Origin of the sequence: Agrobacterium sp. CMT1 (assembly GCF_037203725.1) — a bacterium.
In the GTDB taxonomy this organism is placed as follows: Bacteria; Pseudomonadota; Alphaproteobacteria; order Rhizobiales; family Rhizobiaceae; genus Agrobacterium; species Agrobacterium pusense.
In genome coordinates this window covers 157,071-174,580 of sequence record NZ_JBBCAR010000017.1, presented here as the reverse complement: position 1 = coordinate 174,580, position 17,510 = coordinate 157,071, and the positions used below count along the sequence as shown (strand labels likewise).

19 protein-coding genes and 1 tRNA gene are annotated in these 17,510 nt (G+C 59.0%); 4 read left to right on the top strand and 16 right to left on the bottom strand.

Features of this window, described 5'->3' with window-relative positions; all coding sequences use genetic code 11:
- Window positions 1–30: 30 nt before the first annotated feature.
- On the top strand, window positions 31–585 hold the full coding sequence (locus WA845_RS20250; protein ID WP_006697968.1) for a dual specificity protein phosphatase family protein: 555 nt from the start codon (window positions 31–33) through the stop codon (window positions 583–585).
- Window positions 586–777: 192 nt separating this feature from the next.
- Here the strand turns inward: WA845_RS20250 and WA845_RS20245 are convergent, their stop codons facing one another.
- From WA845_RS20245 to WA845_RS20235, 3 genes are all read right to left on the bottom strand, one after another.
- Entirely contained in the window at window positions 778–981 is a 204-nt protein-coding gene (locus WA845_RS20245) for a hypothetical protein (RefSeq protein WP_044458772.1), read from the bottom strand.
- Between the two features lie 210 nt (window positions 982–1,191).
- A complete protein-coding gene (locus WA845_RS20240; RefSeq protein ID WP_112554985.1) occupies window positions 1,192–1,452 on the bottom strand; it encodes a hypothetical protein in 261 nt (86 codons plus the stop codon).
- A 138-nt stretch (window positions 1,453–1,590) separates the two neighbouring features.
- Window positions 1,591–1,667: transfer RNA gene (locus WA845_RS20235), tRNA-Pro, on the bottom strand.
- A gap of 230 nt (window positions 1,668–1,897) precedes the next feature.
- Here WA845_RS20235 and WA845_RS20230 point away from each other — a divergent pair.
- Window positions 1,898–2,434, top strand: a complete 537-nt coding sequence (locus WA845_RS20230; protein ID WP_004441259.1) for a DUF1269 domain-containing protein — start codon at window positions 1,898–1,900, stop codon at window positions 2,432–2,434.
- Between the two features lie 63 nt (window positions 2,435–2,497).
- Here the strand turns inward: WA845_RS20230 and WA845_RS20225 are convergent, their stop codons facing one another.
- The 6 genes from WA845_RS20225 to uppC form a co-directional block, all read right to left on the bottom strand.
- Window positions 2,498–3,148 (bottom strand): hypothetical protein, encoded by a 651-nt coding sequence (locus WA845_RS20225; RefSeq protein ID WP_337322544.1) that lies wholly within the window; start codon window positions 3,146–3,148, stop codon window positions 2,498–2,500.
- A gap of 175 nt (window positions 3,149–3,323) precedes the next feature.
- Window positions 3,324–3,473, bottom strand: coding sequence for a hypothetical protein (locus tag WA845_RS20220; RefSeq protein WP_003521552.1), 150 nt, complete (start codon window positions 3,471–3,473; stop codon window positions 3,324–3,326).
- Window positions 3,474–3,550: 77 nt separating this feature from the next.
- Window positions 3,551–4,792 carry a polysaccharide biosynthesis O-antigen ligase family protein UppF gene (gene uppF, locus WA845_RS20215; protein WP_112554981.1) on the bottom strand — a complete coding sequence of 414 codons (1,242 nt, stop codon included), beginning with the start codon at window positions 4,790–4,792 and terminating at the stop codon, window positions 3,551–3,553.
- Window positions 4,789–6,342, bottom strand: a complete 1,554-nt coding sequence (gene uppE, locus WA845_RS20210) for a polysaccharide biosynthesis glycosyltransferase UppE (protein ID WP_112555140.1) — start codon at window positions 6,340–6,342, stop codon at window positions 4,789–4,791. Before uppE ends, uppF begins: the two co-directional genes overlap by 4 nt.
- Window positions 6,343–6,562: 220 nt before the next feature.
- Entirely contained in the window at window positions 6,563–7,705 is a 1,143-nt protein-coding gene (uppD, locus tag WA845_RS20205) for a polysaccharide biosynthesis type 4 glycosyltransferase UppD (RefSeq protein WP_162719202.1), read from the bottom strand.
- Window positions 7,706–7,721: 16 nt separating this feature from the next.
- Window positions 7,722–8,294 carry a polysaccharide export protein UppC gene (uppC, locus tag WA845_RS20200; protein WP_004441270.1) on the bottom strand — a complete coding sequence of 191 codons (573 nt, stop codon included), beginning with the start codon at window positions 8,292–8,294 and terminating at the stop codon, window positions 7,722–7,724.
- A 210-nt stretch (window positions 8,295–8,504) separates the two neighbouring features.
- Between uppC and uppB the strand changes: the two genes are divergently transcribed.
- Window positions 8,505–10,772 (top strand): polysaccharide biosynthesis protein UppB, encoded by a 2,268-nt coding sequence (gene uppB / locus WA845_RS20195; RefSeq protein WP_112554977.1) that lies wholly within the window; start codon window positions 8,505–8,507, stop codon window positions 10,770–10,772.
- A gap of 8 nt (window positions 10,773–10,780) precedes the next feature.
- Here the strand turns inward: uppB and uppA are convergent, their stop codons facing one another.
- Both uppA and WA845_RS20185 read right to left on the bottom strand, forming a co-directional pair.
- Window positions 10,781–12,013 carry a polysaccharide biosynthesis GNAT family N-acetyltransferase UppA gene (uppA, locus tag WA845_RS20190; protein ID WP_112554975.1) on the bottom strand — a complete coding sequence of 411 codons (1,233 nt, stop codon included), beginning with the start codon at window positions 12,011–12,013 and terminating at the stop codon, window positions 10,781–10,783.
- Window positions 12,014–12,110: 97 nt separating this feature from the next.
- A complete protein-coding gene (locus tag WA845_RS20185) occupies window positions 12,111–12,323 on the bottom strand; it encodes a DUF2842 domain-containing protein (protein ID WP_004441278.1) in 213 nt (70 codons plus the stop codon).
- A 140-nt stretch (window positions 12,324–12,463) separates the two neighbouring features.
- Here WA845_RS20185 and WA845_RS20180 point away from each other — a divergent pair, with 140 nt between their 5' ends.
- Window positions 12,464–13,567 (top strand): COX15/CtaA family protein, encoded by a 1,104-nt coding sequence (locus WA845_RS20180; RefSeq protein ID WP_337322563.1) that lies wholly within the window; start codon window positions 12,464–12,466, stop codon window positions 13,565–13,567.
- A gap of 6 nt (window positions 13,568–13,573) precedes the next feature.
- Here WA845_RS20180 and WA845_RS20175 read toward each other — a convergent pair whose 3' ends face one another.
- The 5 genes from WA845_RS20175 to rplM all read right to left on the bottom strand — a co-directional run bounded on the left by WA845_RS20175 (window position 13,574) and on the right by rplM (window position 17,451).
- Window positions 13,574–14,419 (bottom strand): aminoglycoside phosphotransferase family protein, encoded by an 846-nt coding sequence (locus WA845_RS20175; protein WP_112554971.1) that lies wholly within the window; start codon window positions 14,417–14,419, stop codon window positions 13,574–13,576.
- A 10-nt stretch (window positions 14,420–14,429) separates the two neighbouring features.
- Window positions 14,430–15,362: an N-acetyl-gamma-glutamyl-phosphate reductase gene (argC, locus tag WA845_RS20170; RefSeq protein ID WP_112554969.1), complete on the bottom strand. Its 933-nt coding sequence runs from the start codon at window positions 15,360–15,362 to the stop codon at window positions 14,430–14,432.
- A 70-nt stretch (window positions 15,363–15,432) separates the two neighbouring features.
- Entirely contained in the window at window positions 15,433–16,386 is a 954-nt protein-coding gene (gene speB / locus WA845_RS20165) for an agmatinase (protein ID WP_022556026.1), read from the bottom strand.
- 130 nt (window positions 16,387–16,516) lie between these two features.
- Entirely contained in the window at window positions 16,517–16,984 is a 468-nt protein-coding gene (rpsI, locus tag WA845_RS20160) for a 30S ribosomal protein S9 (protein WP_003521540.1), read from the bottom strand.
- 2 nt (window positions 16,985–16,986) lie between these two features.
- Window positions 16,987–17,451 (bottom strand): 50S ribosomal protein L13, encoded by a 465-nt coding sequence (rplM, locus tag WA845_RS20155; RefSeq protein ID WP_004441288.1) that lies wholly within the window; start codon window positions 17,449–17,451, stop codon window positions 16,987–16,989.
- Window positions 17,452–17,510: the final 59 nt, after the last annotated feature.

Below are 17,510 nucleotides of genomic sequence, written 5' to 3'. Positions count from 1 at the left end.
CGAAGATTCTGGAAGTGCTCCTTTGGGGGCATGGGCCTCGTCGTGCTTGCGGCAGGCGGATATCTCTATGCCATTCAACTCCTCGGCAACTTCCACGAGGTGATGGCCGGGCAGCTTTATCGCTCCAACCAGCCGAGCAGCGAGCAACTTGTTCGCTACACCAAGGATCACGGAATAAGGACTGTGATCAATCTGCGCGGGTCAAATGAATCCCAGGCGTGGTACCGGGATGAGGTCGAGACCTCGCGCAAACTCGGATTGAATCATATTGATTTTGGCATGTCCGCGAGCCAGGAGCTCAACATGAGCCAGGTAAACGAGCTGGTCGCGATCATGCGCGACGCGCCGAAACCGATTCTCATTCATTGCAAGGCGGGTGCGGACAGGACGGGCCTCGCGACCGCGCTTTATCTCAGTCGCGTCGCGCGTCTTGGAGAAAAGGAAGCAGAAAGTCAGCTCTCGGTTCGCTATGGCCACATCGGCATTCCCTATCTCTCGCAAACCTATGCCATGGACCGGACCTGGGAAAATGTGGAGGATATGCCGATCACTGACGACTTTGCCATCGCTTCCAATGAATATTGAGCAAGGCTTCGACCGGTCGGGAAGCAACTGATAACGCCCCGTTTCTGAAGCGCCATTGGCTGTAATGCTTCTGTGAATTGTCGACCCGCGCTTCGGCTCTCTGTCGGCAGGGGAAGCTTTTATCGGAGCGTGGAATCTGTGCGACTTGACCGCGTCATGGGTATCGGAGACCAACTGTGGATAAGGCGATTTCTAATCGCGATCCATGTCCGGCGTCCACCCGCGCGTATATCCTTTTCCCATGATGGCGACAGCAAGGGACAGCTGCTCCTGCAAATGCTCGATTTCGCCGAGTAGCGCCTCGACGGCCGCCCTTGCATCACCGTCATGACACTGGATGACGTATCCCGCTATGTCGTCAGGCCGTATGGGGGTGATCTTTTTAGCGTCGGACATGGTGGGTGACCTCTCTTTTGTTCACTAAATGTTCTAATTTTAGCAGAGAGTCAACACGGCAATGCACATCGTCGTTTGACGGAGGACGACGGCATATTGCGCCCGCTTTTTTTGTAGAATTTGCCGGTGAGCACCTAGGCAAAATGGGCCGGTGGGCCTGGGGTCCTACAGGAGCTTTAACCCAACCCAAGCGCGGCGTCGCCCGTTGGGTTAATGGACCGAAGGATCCTCGCTATCCAGAAAGCTGCGAATCCCGTCTTTTTCGCAACTAGCCAGGAATTCTTCCCATGCGTCTTTATCGGTTGCGAAAGGTTCGTCCCAGGTGGTGACATCGTCGTGCTCGCTGATAACTTCCAGGGTCCAGTCTTGCTGGGTGCCCTCGGGCCGGTAGATGTCAACAAGGACAGTGATACCCTCGTCTTCAAACTCGCCTGAAAATTCCGAGTGTTCTATTTTCGGTTTTTTTGCCATCTCAGCACACTTCGTTTTCAAGGCTTGAATAAATGCACACCCGAACGGGATGTTTGAAACTTGCGCAAAACGCTCGCTACTGGAGCGCTAAAACAAATATAGCCAGCTCTGGGGGAACTGGCTATCTATCTGATTTAATGGTCGGAGCGGCGGGATTCGAACCCACGACCCCTTGACCCCCAGTCAAGTGCGCTACCGGGCTGCGCTACGCTCCGAACCTGAAAGCCGTTTATATAGAAGCCTGTTAGGGCGCAAGCGGAAAATGGCCTTTTCTAAAAAAAACGAACAAAGGATGTGGACTGCGGGAATGGGATCAATGGAGCACCGCGTTTTGCCGGCTGCGTGGCTGTCAAACACCTGACACATCATCTTTTCATCATGGCCGGAACCTGCCGCGATCTTTAACGTTCATTCGCAGCGGAATTGAAACTCAGGGAGACAAACAATGTCCGAACTTGTCGTTGTCGGTTTTGACGGAACGGAAGAGGCCGACCGGGTCCTTCTGAAGCTTGCGAGCCTGAAGAAGGAGTATCTGGTCGATCTGGAAGATGCCGTTGTCGTGGTTCGCGATGAAAATGGCAAGGTTCATCTCAAGCAGAGCGTCAACCTGACAGCGATCGGTGCAAGTTCCGGATTTCTGTCCGGTGGCCTGTGGGGCGGACTCGTCGGCCTGCTGTTCCTCAACCCGCTGGCGGGATTTGCGATCGGCGGTGCCATTGGCGCGGGAACGGGCGCGCTTGCGGGCTCGCTGACGGATTACGGCATCGATGACGATTTCATCAAATCCCTGGGCGAGACCATTCCAAACGGGTCGTCGGCTCTTTTCGTATTGATCCGAAAGGTGCAGCCGGAAAAGGTTCTGGCGGAACTGGAAGGGCTGCGCGGCAGGGTTATCAAAACATCGCTCTCGCCGGAGCAGGAAGCCGAACTACAGAAAGCACTTTCGGGCGGGAGCCATCAGCCTGCTACACCGGTTGCCTGAAACGGATAAAAGCAACGCTGCGGCATCATCGATGTCGCAGCGCTTCTGCGTCAGCCGTTGCTGTCAAACGGTGAGTGTGCCGTCCTTAGCCTGCGGCCAGGTGAGATAATAATAACGGCTGCCGACACTGCCAAAAAACGCGTTGTCGCCGGAAATGCCATCGATATAAGCCCCGTTGGCGCCCTTTGCATAGGCCGCTCCATCGCGTTTCAGATGATCCTTCAGGAAGTCGCTCCAGCCCGCCGTTGCGATCGCTGTGGCGGGTTTCGAGGCGGTCTTGGGGTCGTCTGTCACATCCCACGCTTTGATCTTTACGCCGTCCGCCGGGTCGGACACCGTCAGCGTGCCGGCAGCCAATGCTTCCAGCATCGCCTTGGCCTGCGCCGCCTTGGCGGGATCCCCGGACAGTTCTTCGAGCGTCACTTTCAGATCCTTCATGAAATCCGCCTGGGTGATGTCCCCGGAAGCGGCCGTCTTGTCCGTATCACCGCTCTCCGCTTCATTGCCCGAGGTCTGCGCATATTGCGCCAGAAGCTGCGTCAGCCGCGTATTGCTGGAAGAGGTGGAGGTGGTGGTGTCGATGCCATAGGAATTGAGGAGCGTCGTCCGTGATGATGTGGAAGTCGCAGCGGAGTTGCCTTCCTGTTCCCTGATGGCCTTGAGTGCCAGTTTGGTGGCGGTGAGACGTGTGGAAAGGTCGATGGAGGAGACCATTGCGCGGGATGTCCATGATCGGACCAGATACGCATCATCCGTACCGGGCCGGCGCGGCGTGAATCTGCGATTCCTGCCATTTGTCCTCTTTCATAAGAAGACCGGGTGCGTTCCGGCCTTTTTTTGGCTGGAACGCACCCGGTTTAATGGTCGGACTTTGCGCGACGCTTGCGGCTCAGTTTTCCTGAACGGAAACACCATTCGGGCCGATATTCATCTCGATCCCCTTGGGCTTGCTTTCTTCATGCCAGACGTAAATGCCAAGGCCTGCGATGACGACAATCAGCGCGCCGATGATGAGATAGAGATTATTGGTCTGCGTCATAAGATGTCTCCCCGTTTGACAATCAGAATCGGGGGCTAAACGCATGAAATCGTGGAAGGTTCCGTTAGGTTAGCTGTTTATGCGCCAACCGCGCGCCGGCGCAGGCCTTCGCGTTTTTCCAGTGCCATGCAACCCCACAATATGCCGAGCAGCAGGAAGAAGTGTCGCCAGTGGTCGGTATCGATGACAGCACCGATCATCACATGCCCGACGAAAGCCACCCACGAAATGATCAGGAAGGCCTGCCACGGGCGCGGGCGCAAGAGATGTCTGAAACCGGCGGCGATGGTCCAGCAGATCAGGACGAGATAGATGACGAAGCCGAACCAGCCATGTGTCGTCAGGCTTTTCAGCCAGATATTGTGCTCGGCTGCGGGAAAGATATTGTCGAACACCATCGGGCCGATACCGAGCGGATGTTCCATCGCCAGCAGGAAACCGAGATAATGGCGGGCGAACCGTCCCAGATGGCCGCCATCATAAGATTGCACGGCCGAGGCGCGGCTGGAGAACAAATCGGCCACCTGTTTGAACTGCAGCGCGATGAGGACAGCCGCCACCATCAGTCCGGCGGCGATGAGAAACAGCACGAGGATTTTCAGGCGAAACGCCGCCGTACGTTCCTTCAGCATCATGACGAAGACGAGCAGTACGGTGGCAAACAGAAACAGCCCCCAGGCCGCACGCGAAAACGACAGGAACACGCCAAGCGACAGGATCAGCAGGCCGAGGATTCGCCAGGGTGCGTGCATCGTCTTGCCGGTCAGCAGGCCGTAGATGAGATAAAGCGATGGTGTCACCAGAAAAGGACCGAAGACGTTCGGATCCTGAAAGGCGCCCTTGGCGCGATCGTAAAGGGTGAAGACTTCGAAGCCCGGAATGGCATGAAAATAGCCGATGATGCCGAGCAGGGAGGTGATCACCGCCGCCGCCAGCCACGCCCGGAAAATCAAAAGCAGCCGCTGGTATCGGTCCTCGATGATTGCCGCGTAAAACACCGAAGTCAGCGCCAGAAATGTCGAAACAGCGAGATAGAGCGGACCCTCATCCAGGTCGGCCATGGTGGTGAGCGAGAGATATCCGCCGATATTGAAGGCGAGCAACAGGCACAGCAGCAGGATGACGGTGCGTGAAAGTCGCAGGCCAAGCAGAAACCACAGGGCCACTTGCCCGACCATCATCAGCTCATAGGGCGCTGGCTCGGAGATAACGAAGCCGGAAAGAAACACGCCGAAGGCAATGAAGAACGAACCGATGAGCCGCATAGCGGCTAAAGGCGCATCGAAATCCGGGGCATGCTGGTAACCGGTGTGGGTCAATAGGCGTTTTCCGATTTGAGCAGCCGGATCGGCGTCAGGAACAGGATCTTGAGATCGAGAAACAGCGACCAGTTCTCGATGTAATAGAGATCATATTCGGTGCGGAACTTGATCTTGTCGCCATGGTCGATTTCTCCGCGCCAGCCATTGATCTGGGCCCAGCCGGTTACGCCGGGCTTGACCTTGTGTCTTGCGAAATAATGCTCCACCACTTCGGTATATTTCAGGTCGCCGGTCTGGGCATGAACCGCGTGCGGACGGGGACCGACCAGCGACAGGTCGCCATGAAGAACGTTGAAAAGCTGCGGCAGCTCGTCCATCGAGGACTTGCGCAGAAAGCGGCCAACGGGCGTTACGCGCGGATCGTTCTTGGTGACGGCCTTTTTTGCGGTCGGATCGCTGAGTTCCGTATACATGGACCGGAACTTCCAGACGTTGATGGTTTCATTGTTGAAGCCATGGCGCTTCTGCTTGAAGAGGATAGGCCCCTTGGACGTCGTTTTGACGGCGATTGCCGCGCCCACCATGACCGGCCACAGAAGGGCGATGCCGATGAGGCTGAAGGTGATGTCGAACAGCCGCTTCGCGACGGAATCCCAGTCCCGGATCGGTTTGTCGAAAACGTCAAGCATCGGCACCTTGCCGACGTGGGAATAGGCACGCGGGCGAAAGCGCAGCTTGTTGGCATGCGCCGCAATGCGGATATCGACCGGGAGCACCCAAAGCTTGCGCAAAAGCTGGAGAATGCGTGCCTCGGCGCTTAACGGCAGGGCAATGATCAGCATATCCAGTTTGGTCAGGCGGGCGAATTCCACCAGTTCGGCGAAAGTGCCGAGCTTGGGATAACCCGCGACGACGTCGGGAGAGCGCGCGCTTTGCCGGTCATCGAAGATGCCGCAGATGCGGATGTCGTTGTCGGATTGCTGCTCGAGCGAGCGAATGAGATCCTTGGCAGCATCACCACCGCCGACGATGACCGCCCGGCGTTCCATGACGCCATTGCGGCCCCAGTGGCGGATGGCGAAGCCAAGGATCAGTCGTCCGGTGAAAATGGCGATCGCGGCGATTGCATACCAGATGCCGAAGGCTTGCCAGGAATGCAGCGCGTCGGGAAAAAAGAGCAGAAGGAAACAGGCTGTGCCAACGAAAGACAGGCAGACCGCGCCCTGAATGCGAGCGAACATCGACAGTGGCGTGCGTAGCGTCGGCAACTGATAACAGTCGCCGGCCTGAAGAAGAAAGACGCAAAGCGCGGCCCCCAGTACGCCGCCGCCAAAAACCGCCAAGAAGGTCTCAATATCCCGATCGGCGGCGACGCCGTTGATGATGGCGGCGATCACCACGAGCATGGTGAATTCCAGAAGCCGCAACTGGCCTATCACCATGTTCGGGGAGTGATTGCCGCCGCGAAGCTGGTTGGCAATCTGCCGTGCGAGGGGGTTGAGAACGACGGCTTCCGATGTCGAAGGCCCGTTGGCCTCTTGCTCGGAAATCTGTTTGCGCAACGACGCCAGATCGAATTGCAGTCTATCCTTGTCAGCCTTGGTCATTGCCTGGTCCGCACCCTCCAGCGCATCGGCGCGAAAATCGGCATCGATTTCCGACCGGACGATACGCAACTTCAAAGTGGTGGAGCGGGCCTGATGCATCCGGACGGACGCACGGCGCTCCACGATCTGGAAACTAGCCGAAACATGCTAAGAAACGTTTATGATGGGTTTCTTGAGGATGACGGAATATACAATCAAAAATCGTGTTTTTGAAATGATTTTAGAGCAACAGCAGATCGCGATAGAGCTTCATCATGTCATCCGCCATGACCGGCGTCGAAAACTTCGCCCTGAAGCTGTCGGGGTGGGGCATGATCCGTTTCGACCAACCGGCATCTTCGGCATCCCTGGCCATGGCCCTCGCCAGCGCCTCGACGTCGCCGGGCGGGACGAGCGCGTCGCTTTCTTCTCCCAAGACTTCGGGAATCCCGCCGACATGGGAGGCGATGACCGTTTTCCCCGCCGCAAGTGCCTCCAGCACAATATAGGGCATGGCCTCCGCGCGCGAGGGGACCACCACCGTCATGGCCAGGGCGAAGGCCTGTCTGGCGGGCATGGCGGCATGCATTGAAATGCGCCGGGAAAGACCGGCCTTGTCGATCATCGCCGCGTATTTGTCCCTGTCCGGCCCATCGCCGACGATGACACCGGACATCGGCCGGCCGATGCCGCGCTCCATTTCCGCGAAGGCCTTGATGAAGAGGTCAGGCCCCTTAAGGTCGCGAAGCATGCCGATATAGAGGAAATGCGCCGCGCCCTCTTGCGCGGGGACGGGTTCGAACTCGTTTTCCTGTACGCCGTTATAGATCATCGCGGTACGGGTGCGCGGTTTGCCAACCTTGGCTTCATAGGCCGCCTGCTCGAACTTGCAGACGAAACAGAGCGCATCGGTGAACCGTTCCTGAAACCGCTCCAGCCGCAGGAAGAGCTGTCCTTTCAGGGTGTTGCGGGCATAATGCAGGCTTCCGCCGTGCGGTGAATAGAGGCGGGCTACGCGATACCTGTTCGCCCGCAGCAATGAGCCGATCAGCCGGGCCAAAGCGCCACCCTTGGCGCTGTGCCCGTGCAGAATGTCCGGCCGCAAACTTTTGATGTGTTTGTAGGATTTCCAAAGCGCCAGCAGGTCGCCCGGGGTAATGGAGCGCCGGATGGGCAGGCGCGTCAGGCCGAGCTCCAGCATCGGCGCAATCTGCGCGAAAAGCCTCTCCTCATGCGCGCCGCCGGTGGAACTGTCGCAGACGATGCCAACCTTGTGGCCCTGCCTGACATGTTCTTCGATAAGATCACGCACATGGCGGAAAACGCCGCCCACCGGCGAGCGAAAACAGTGAATGATGCGCAGGGGAGGGCCGTCGTCCGACACGTTCGCCGCGCCCCTTTCAGAAGAATCGTTCACGCACATAGACGGTATCACCCGCAAGAATGGGTGCGGTTATACCGATCCGGCCCGTCATCACTTCCGCGTTTATCTTGCGGGTGACGTCAACATCTGCCTGATTCGCGCGCGGGCTGAAGCCGCCGGCAATGGCGATGGCGTTCTGCACCGTCATGCCCGGCACATAGGAATATTGGCCAGGACGGCCCACTTCGCCCATGATGAAGACGGGGCGATAACGATCTATCTCGATCGTGACATCGGGATCGCGCAGATATCCCTGCCGAAGCTTGGCCGCGATCGCGGCTTCCAGCTGTGGCAGCGTCTTGCCCCGCGCGGGCACCTGACCGACGAGAGGGAAGGCGACATAGCCCGCCTGATCGACCGTATAGGTATTTGTCAGCCCGGCCTGTTCGAACACGTTGATACGCAGTCTGTCGCCGCTGTCGACGTGATAGGGTTGCAGTGCGGCCTCATTGAATGACCGCGGCGCAGGCTGATAGGCCGAACAGCCGGAAAGGGCCGTCAGAACGGCAAACGTCAGTGCGGTGACATGTCGTGATCCGGCGAGCGGCATCTCATCTGGCTCCGAGTCGAACTTTGATCATTCTTATCGTTCTGTTAGGGTTAATGCACGGTAAACGCGCAGCGTCAGGCCCGGTAATATCGGCTTTATTTCGTCGGAGTCTCGGTGATTAACGGTTGTGTTACCCGCAAGACTTAAACTTCGCGAAAATTGACCATCTTTATTTGAGCGCCCGAGGTTTATCTCGGTTACGGAGCCCGTATGAACGGCGATCGCATTGACGACAGGGATGTGGATATTGATCTTGCGCAACTCGTCGCGGCCATATGGCGGCGTCGGGGAAGAATCGCGGCCATAACGCTGCTGGCCGGCGGCGCCGCCTTTGTCGTTTCCAGCATGATGTCGCCCGCCTATAAGGGCGAGGCGCGCGTGCTCATTGAATCCCGTGCTGCTTCCTTTGGCGCTTCCCAGCAGTCCAACGCGCCGGCCGAGCCAGTGCTGGACGAACTGACAGTATCCAGCCAGGTGCAGATTCTGCAGTCCGTCGACCTCATCAAGCAGGTCGCCAGGGACATGAAGCTCTATGAACTCGAGGAATTCGATCCGGAGGCGCATCCGTCGCTGGTTTCGAGCCTGCTGGTTGCCGTCGGCGTCAAGAAGGATCCACTCCAGGTTCTGCCTGAAGAGCGGGTTCTGAAGGCGTTCCGCGAGAAATTGCAGGTCTATCAGGTGGAAAGTTCTCGTGTCATCACGGTCGAGTTTTCTTCAGAAGACCCGAAGCTCGCTGCGGCCATCCCGAACGAGATGATGAAGGCCTATCTCGCGCTGCAAAGCGGCGCGAAGCTCGATACCAGCACAGAAGCAGCGCGCTGGCTTGAGCCGGAAATAGCCACGCTGCGGGAAAAGGTGCGGGAGGCGGACAAGAAGGTCGCGGATTATCGTGCCTCCTCCGATCTTTTGTCGGCCGGGCAGGGCGAGACGCTCGCCACACGTCAGCTGAGCGACATCTCCACGGAACTCGGCCGTATCCGCGGCGAGCGCGCCAATGCGGAGGCGCGCGCAGAAGGTGTGCGCAACGCGCTTGCCAGCGGTCGTCCTCTCGATACCTTTCCCGATGTCGTCGCTTCTCCCACCATCCAGAGGCTGAAGGAAAACGAAACCAACATCCGCAGCCAGATTTCCGATCTTTCGTCTTCGCTGCTGGAAGGCCACCCCCGCATAAGGGCGCTGCGCAACCAGCTCGATGGCATCGAAAGGCAAATTCAGGAAGAAACCCGCAAGGTGCTGGCAAGTCTCGAAAACGAGGCCAATGTCTCACGCCTTCGGGAGCGGCAACTGGTGCAGCAACTGAACGTGCTGAAATCGGAAAGCGTGCGTGCCGGTGAGCAGCAGGTGGGCCTTAACGACCTGGAGCGGGAAGCATCCGCGCAGAGGCAGCTTCTGGAAACCTATCTCGCCCGCTATCGCGAGGCGACGTCGAGGGCTGGCTCTGCGGATTCCACGCCGGCCGATGCGCGTGTGATTTCGACGGCAGTTGAGCCACGCGAACCCTATTTCCCGAAAACCGGTGCCATCACCATCGTTGTCACGCTCGCAGCATTTCTGCTGTCCTGCATTGTCGTCATGCTGGTGGAACTCTTTACGGGTAGGGCGCTGAAACCGGTCGGAAGAAGTCAGGTTCCACCGCTTTCCGATCCGCCACCACCTGCACGCGGGCCGGTTGAAGCGGATGAGACGACGGATGCGCCCGAGCAGCCGGCGTCGGCACCTGCTGAAAATGTGGCGCCGGGCGTCCGCGCCATGCCGGTTGCGGCACAACAGCCCGTCGCCGTAGAAGAGAAACGGCGTGAGCCGCCCGCAGCCACAGCCATGCCGCCGGCATTGGCGGCAGAAGATGTCGCGGCTGCGAAAGAGGCGGTGGTGGATGAGGATGCCGATGCCGCCAGTGACTTTTCGATCGACGCCGTGGCGGGCATTCTGTCCACACGGCTCGCCAAACCCGTCGCCGCCATTGTATCTCCGGCCGGTGACAGCGGTTCGACCACGAGCGTCATGCTGGCGCGCGCATTGTCTGAAATGGGGCGTTCGGTCGTTCTCGTCGACATGACGGCATCCGCCTGCCCGACGCGGCTGATGTCGCCCGAAGCCGGACTTCCCGGTGTCATGGACCTTCTGGCAGGAGCGGCCGCCTTCGGTGAAACCATTCACGGCGACCGTCTGTCAGATGCGCATATCGTTCCACGCGGCAATGCGCAGCCCCGCGAGGCGATGCGTGCTCTGGACCGCCTGACGATGATCCTCGGTGCGCTTTCCGACGCTTACGACACGGTGCTTGTGGAGTGTGGAGCGGTGCAGATTTCGAGCCTCGAAAAAATGCTGCGCAATCTGCCGGCAGAAATCATTGTCTCGGTTCCAGGAAAGGACGGGGAGATGCTGGAGAAAACGCTCGGAGAACTGGTGGCTCACGGCTACGAGCAGGCTCTGCCGATGACCGGCATGCGAAAGCCGGACCACCTGAGCGCGGCCTGAACGGCTGTTCAGTCGAGACCCCTTGTCGAAGCTGCTGTCGGCCGGCCGGCGCGGAAACGCTGAATGAGCGCATAGAGAGCCGGATTGGATTTGATCAGGCTTTTCGTTCGGGCGATCGCGACATAGGCTGCTGCGGCGATGCGACCTTTCACCGTTATCGGCAGGAATATATCGTGCTGCACGGTGAAAAGCGGGCACCAGCTGCGCTTGTAGAGCTGGTCGCCGACCCCGAAATCGAAGATCGCAGCCCTTTGGTGGCACGCCCTTTCAATCATCAGCCAGAACAGCAATTCTCCGGGGCTGAGTTCCGAAACGGATTCGTCGATCGAACCGAACTGGCAGATGATGTGGTCCTGCTTGCGCGAAAGACCGGCTATTGCGGCGATGACGCCCTCGTTCGCGCCGTGCAGGCGAATGGCATGCAACTCCAGCAGACTGTCTGTGCCCGTCTCGGGAAAATTGGCCAGGTCGTAAAAGAAATCCTTTACCGATTGGTCGCGAAAGACATCCGGAATGCCCTGCGATGCAAAACGGGCGGCTTTCTGCCGGAAGAAGGCCTGCAATAATTCACATCTTTCCTGTGGAGAATGCGCGATCACATGGCTGTAGCCGCCCATTTCCTCGGCTCTCCGGCTCTGGATCCGGAATTTCTTCCGACGTCTCTTGGCATTGACCTGCCGGAGCGTGGCCTCGAAACTTTCGAGCAACGGAAGCTGGAAGGCCGGATTCTGGTTTTCGACCGAAGCTAGATGCGACAGGGGGTTGGTCCTGCCGCGCCACGTCAGCGGTATGTTCTGCAAAGCCAGAATGTCGGCCCGGCCATGCAGCAGCTTCCGCGCCTCGCGGGCAATCGCCGCCGCGATTTCCTCTCCGGCCCGTTCGGCAAAGGAGGGGTCGAAAAGCCCGGTATTGATATTGTTGAAACGGCCGCCGGGGAAACGCGCCTTGCGAATGCCGCCCTCCAGCACGATTTCAAGCGGAAGCAGGAAGATCGTCTTGCCGCCCTGCCGGCCGCGAAGCGTCAGGAGCGCGCTGTCCTGCGTTTGTGCCCAGATGGAGCACCACCCAAAACCCTGATGCAGGGAATTGAGCGGATCGTTTTCCAGCCGCTTCCAATCGACATGGATGGTGGAAGCGTCATCGACGAGATCGACCGACAGACGGTCAGCGCCCCGCCGCTCGTTTTGCACGGCGGTCGGCGCTTGCTCGTCGCTGGTAAAGACCGGCCCCTCAGCCGCCATCCACTCTCTCCGGTTGTTTCGGTCGGACTATATCTTTGAGCGGCAAACAATCGGTTTATAAAATTGCGACCTTAAGGTGTCACGCGGTGGTCCCGCATCAGCCCTGTCTTTTTGGCCCGGCCATCCATTTGATGATCAGCATCGCGGGCAAAATCCACAAAATTCCTGTCAGCACGAAATAAGCGAGATGTACCCACCAGGGCGATTGCGCCAGTGCCGCCGATGCAATGGCCGTCGCCACCACGGCGTAAACGACGACGAGGCAGATGATGACGATGGTGCCGATAAGCGATCTGAGGCGAGGGTGCATGAAATCTTCCGTGATTGAACAGGTACATGACTATAGCGCCGCGACCGGATGCCGCAAACCCTGAGGCCTTGTTTTGTGGTGCCGGTTAGGGCTAATCAACATGGCTGTATGAAGGAGACTGAAAGATGAGTTCGAGCGGCATGACGATGGCCAATGGTTCCGCGGAAATGGTGGTGCAGGCTGCCCTGCAGAAGCAGGAGAAGGACCGCCGCCTGCTGCGCGTCTGGCTGCGCCTCGTGCTTTTCACACTCTTCTGTCTGGTGCTCGTTGGTGGCGCAACCCGCCTGACCGAATCCGGCCTGTCGATTACCGAATGGAAACCGATCCATGGCGCGATACCGCCGCTTTCTGTCGCGGAATGGGAAGAGGAGTTCCAGCTCTACAAGCGCATTCCGCAATATCAGGAAATCAACAAGGGCATGTCGCTCGACGAGTTCAAGACGATCTTCTGGTGGGAATGGGCGCATCGCCTGCTTGCCCGCGCCATCGGCCTCATCTTCGCTTTGCCGCTCGCCTTCTTCTGGCTGACAGGCCGCGTCGAAAAGCGCCTCCGGCTACCACTGGTCGGTCTACTGGCGCTTGGCGGCTTCCAGGGCTTCATCGGCTGGTGGATGGTCTCTTCCGGCCTCGTCAACCGCACGGATGTCTCGCAATATCGTCTTGCCACACATCTGACCATCGCCTGCCTCATCTTTGCGGGCTGCATGTGGATTTTGCGCGGCCTGTCCCATCATTCCCCCGAGGCCACCGACGAAAAGACGGGCAGGGGCTTTGCCGCGCTGTTGACGGTGCTCTGTCTCTTCCAGATCTATCTCGGCGCGTTGGTGGCGGGGTTGAATGCCGGCCTGTCCTATAATACGTGGCCGCTGATGGATGGTTCGCTGGTGCCGGGCGATCTCTTCCTGCAGCAGCCCTGGTGGATCAACCTCTTCGAAAACCCCAAGACGGTGCAGTTCATTCACCGCCTGGGCGCCTATACGCTGTTTGCCGCCACGCTGTGGCATATGGCATCGATGGCGCGCGCCTTGCCGGGTACGCCGCACGCCCGCCGCGCGGTGCTGTTCTTCCTGCTCGTCTGCATTCAGGCGGCGCTGGGAGTAACCACGCTGCTCATGCATGTGGATATTCATGTCGCGCTCGCCCATCAGGGCATGGCGCTGGTCGTGCTCGGTTTTGCGGTTGCCCACTGGCGCGGATTCATCGGAGAATATCCGCCGCCAGTTGCGGTTGAAGTCAGGGACTGAACTCGCTCAGAACTGTTTCAGGACGGCCTTAATGGTTGCCGCGACAGCGAGTTCGTTGTCGCGTTCTTCCGCATTTTCGTCCTCTTCATGCCACGCGGCAGAAAGGCAGCCATAGGCAAAGGCATATTGCAGCAATAGCCGTTCGTCCCGTTGGAGAGCCTTCGCAAAAATCGCCGCCATGGAGGCGATGCGCGCTTCGCTGCGGGTGAGGTCAAAACGGTCGAGCGGATTGGAGAACATGTTGGCGACATCGAGCGCCGCATCGCCGATCAGGCCAGCCGGATCGATGATGATCCAGCCGCGATCGCTGCGCATGATATTCTCATGGTGCAGGTCGCCATGCAGCGGCTTGATATCGCGCTGCTGGCCGATCAGTTCCTGCGCAAGCGCGGCGGCCTCGATATAGGCGCTGTCGATGCCGTCGGAACGATCCTGCTCGGCCTTGCGGAACAGACTTTCGAAATAGAGAGGCAGCGTCAGCAGACTTGAGGGCGGCGGCTGCTCGGACGGCTGGTGATATCGAAGCAGGACCTCCGCTGCGATTTCCGTGGTGGCATGATCGTCACCGTCTCGGAACAGCACGTCGCGCAGGGTCTCCGTGCCGGCATGTTCCATCAGAAGAATATCATCGGAGCGGTCAAGCAACTCCACGCAGCCGATCCCGGCGCGCCATTCGATGAAATCCGCGCCGCGAAGGCTGTCCGTCAATACTTTCTTCTTCAGAACCTTGGCGACCGCAAGGGAACCGTCATCGCGCACAAGCTCGTAGACCACCCCGGCAGGCGTATCCGCAATCTGCTTTACGGCCTCGATATTCCACGAGGCCGGAAAAGAGGGCGTGGTCATGGTCATGAGCAACGTCTCATGCAGAGAGCATCAGTTCCATGTTCTGCACGGCAGCACCGGAGGCACCCTTGCCGAGATTGTCGAGTAACGCGACGAGGTTGATATGCTCGCCGCCCTCGGTGCCGAAGACGAAGAGCTTCATCGTATCCTTGCCAGCCAATTCCTCGGCATCGATACGCGCCAACCCCTTGCTCTCGGCCAGAGGCACGACGCTGACGATATCCTGTCCAGCGTAATGGGCGGTGAGTGCCGCATGGATCGTTTCGATATCAGTGCCTTCCTTAAGGTCGGCGGCGAACAGCGGCACCTGGACGATCATGCCCTGCGGGAAGCGACCTACGGAGGGCGAAAACAGCGGCGCGCGGTCAAGCTGGCCGTGAATGGTCATTTCAGGCACATGCTTGTGCTTGAGCGTCAGGCCATAAAGGAAATTATTGGCACTGATGGCATCGTTGCGGCCCTGGTCTTCCATTTGCGCAATCATCTGCTTGCCGCCGCCAGTATAGCCGGAGACCGCATTGACGCTGACAGGATAACCGTCCGGCAGGAGGCCAGCGGCCCGCAGCGGGCGAATAAGGGCGATAGCACCGGTCGGATAGCAGCCGGGATTGGCGACGAGGCGGGCAGAGCGAACCTTCTCGCCCTGGTCCTTATCCATTTCGGCAAAACCGTAAGCCCAGTCCTGATGAACGCGATAAGCGGTGGAGGTATCGATGATGCGGACATTATTGTTGCCAGCTACCATGGAAACCGCTTCCCGGGACGCGTCGTCCGGCAGGCAGAGGATCGAAATGTCGGCGCTATTGAGCATATCCTCGCGCATCGCCGCATTGCGGCGCTCGGCTTCCGGAATGGACAGCAGCTCGATATCGCGGCGACCGGCAAGGCGCGTGCGGATCTGCAGACCCGTGGTGCCGTGTTCGCCATCGATGAAGATCTTCGCTGTCATGTCCTTGTCCTGACTTTTCAGAGGGTTGCGAGGGTAGTCGGAATCAGTTTGGCAAGTGCCGTCGTCGTTGTCAGCCAGCCTTGGCCAGCCGTTCGGCACGCAGGCCAAGCATATACATTGCAACGGTCGCTCCGGCAATGGCGGTAATATCCGCATGGTCGTAGGCGGGTGCCACCTCCACCACATCAGAGCCGCGAATATCGAGCTGGCCAAGCCCACGCAAAACGGAGAGAATTTTAGCGCTGGTCGGCCCGCCGGCGACGGGTGTGCCGGTTCCCGGCGCGAAGGCGGGATCGAGGCAATCGATATCGAAGGTGAGATAGGTGGGCATACCGCCCGTGTGCTTGACGATCAGCGAGGCGATATCGCTGGCCCGCATGTCCTCCACCTCGTAACCGTGGAGAATCCGGATGCCGAAATCGTCAGGCGCGTGGGTGCGGATGCCGATCTGGATCGAGCGGTCGGCATCGATCAGCCCGTCGCGCACGGCGCGGGCCACGAAGGAGCCGTGGTCGATGCGCTTGCCATCGTCGAACCATGTATCCTGATGCGCGTCGAACTGCACCAGCGCGAGTGGGCCGTGCTTGGCCACATGCGCTTTCAGCAATGGCCAGGTGATGAAATGATCGCCGCCGAGCGTCAGCAGGTAATCCGTCTTGGAGATGATCCTGCGCGCTTCCTTTTCGATCGTGTCAGGCGTTTTCCAGTGGTTGCCGTAGTCAAGCAGGCAGTCGCCATAATCAATGGTCGGCATATGGACGAAGAGATCGCGCGCGAAAGGATATTGCGGATCATTATCGAAAATCGCCGAAGCGCGGCGGATCGCCTGGGGCCCGAAACGTGCGCCGGGACGGTTGGAGGTCGCCGCGTCGAAGGGAATACCCCACACGGCAGTCGAAACGCCTTTGAGGTTCTTGGTATATTTGCGCCGCATGAAGGAGAGGACACCGGCATGGGTCGGGTCCGTGGCAGCCGATGTCAGGGACATTGCGGTAAAGGCATGGTCGATGGTTTTGGCCGGCATTGATCACCCCATTGCGATTTGCGCCGAGGTTGCTGTCTTCCCGATGAAAAAACAAGGGAGGAGGCCATGAAAAAAGGCGGAGCCGAAGCCCCGCCTTTCGAAGTTCTGAACGAACCGTTCCTGGAAGCGATTAGCGCTTCGAGAACTGGAACGAGCGGCGGGCCTTGGCCTTACCGTACTTCTTACGCTCGACAACGCGGCTGTCGCGGGTCAGGAAGCCACCCTTCTTCAGAACGGAGCGCAGGCCCGGTTCGAAGTAGGTGAGGGCCTTGGACAGGCCGTGACGAACGGCGCCGGCCTGACCGGACAGACCACCACCGGCAACGGTGGCGATGATGTCGAACTGACCCGTGCGGGCAGCGGCAACTATCGGCTGCTGGAGGATCATCTGCAGAACCGGACGTGCGAAATACGTGGTGAAATCGCGGCCGTTGATGATGATCTTGCCAGAACCCGCCTTGACCCATACGCGGGCTACGGCGTTCTTGCGCTTGCCGGTCGCGTAGGAGCGGCCGAGGGTATCAACCTTGCGGACATGCACGGGAGCCGAAGCTTCCGAAGCCGGGGCGAGGTCTTTCAGAGAGGAAAGATCGGCCATTATCAGGCGCTCCTTACGTTCTTCTTGTTGAGCGCGGCAACGTCGAGAACGACCGGCTGCTGTGCTTCGTGCGGGTGGTTGGAACCGGCGTAAACGCGCAGGTTCTTCATCTGACGACGGCCGAGCGGACCGCGCGGGATCATGCGCTCGACGGCCTTTTCAACGACGCGCTCCGGGAAGCGGCCTTCGATGATCTGGCGAGCCGTACGCTCCTTGATGCCACCCGGGTGACCGGTGTGCCAGTAGTACTTCTTGTCGGAATACTTCTTGCCGGTGAGGGCAACCTTTTCCGCATTGATAACGATGACGTTGTCGCCATCATCAACGTGGGGGGTGTAGGTAGCCTTGTGCTTGCCGCGCAGGCGGGTTGCAACGATGGTGGCGAGGCGACCAACAACGAGGCCTTCGGCGTCGATGATGACCCACTTCTTCTCCACCTCAGCGGGCTTCTGAACGAAAGTAGACATGAATTTCACTTTCTAACGTGGACCCGTCATCCTCTTCATGAAGAGCATACGGGCGTTTC

Bases quoted from the DNA above. Each gene is read 5' to 3' on its own strand.
- WA845_RS20250 (WP_006697968.1), top strand. From the start codon at position 31: ATGGGCCTCGTCGTGCTTGCGGCAGGCGGATATCTCTATGCCATTCAA.
- WA845_RS20245 (WP_044458772.1), bottom strand. From the start codon at position 981: ATGTCCGACGCTAAAAAGATCACCCCCATACGGCCTGACGACATAGCG.
- WA845_RS20240 (WP_112554985.1), bottom strand. From the start codon at position 1,452: ATGGCAAAAAAACCGAAAATAGAACACTCGGAATTTTCAGGCGAGTTT.
- WA845_RS20230 (WP_004441259.1), top strand. From the start codon at position 1,898: ATGTCCGAACTTGTCGTTGTCGGTTTTGACGGAACGGAAGAGGCCGAC.
- WA845_RS20225 (WP_337322544.1), bottom strand. From the start codon at position 3,148: ATGGTCTCCTCCATCGACCTTTCCACACGTCTCACCGCCACCAAACTG.
- WA845_RS20220 (WP_003521552.1), bottom strand. From the start codon at position 3,473: ATGACGCAGACCAATAATCTCTATCTCATCATCGGCGCGCTGATTGTC.
- uppE (WP_112555140.1), bottom strand. From the start codon at position 6,342: ATGACCAAGGCTGACAAGGATAGACTGCAATTCGATCTGGCGTCGTTG.
- uppC (WP_004441270.1), bottom strand. From the start codon at position 8,294: ATGCCGCTCGCCGGATCACGACATGTCACCGCACTGACGTTTGCCGTT.
- uppB (WP_112554977.1), top strand. From the start codon at position 8,505: ATGAACGGCGATCGCATTGACGACAGGGATGTGGATATTGATCTTGCG.
- uppA (WP_112554975.1), bottom strand. From the start codon at position 12,013: ATGGCGGCTGAGGGGCCGGTCTTTACCAGCGACGAGCAAGCGCCGACC.
- WA845_RS20185 (WP_004441278.1), bottom strand. From the start codon at position 12,323: ATGCACCCTCGCCTCAGATCGCTTATCGGCACCATCGTCATCATCTGC.
- WA845_RS20180 (WP_337322563.1), top strand. From the start codon at position 12,464: ATGACGATGGCCAATGGTTCCGCGGAAATGGTGGTGCAGGCTGCCCTG.
- WA845_RS20175 (WP_112554971.1), bottom strand. From the start codon at position 14,419: ATGACCATGACCACGCCCTCTTTTCCGGCCTCGTGGAATATCGAGGCC.
- argC (WP_112554969.1), bottom strand. From the start codon at position 15,362: ATGACAGCGAAGATCTTCATCGATGGCGAACACGGCACCACGGGTCTG.
- speB (WP_022556026.1), bottom strand. From the start codon at position 16,386: ATGCCGGCCAAAACCATCGACCATGCCTTTACCGCAATGTCCCTGACA.
- rpsI (WP_003521540.1), bottom strand. From the start codon at position 16,984: ATGGCCGATCTTTCCTCTCTGAAAGACCTCGCCCCGGCTTCGGAAGCT.
- rplM (WP_004441288.1), bottom strand. From the start codon at position 17,451: ATGTCTACTTTCGTTCAGAAGCCCGCTGAGGTGGAGAAGAAGTGGGTC.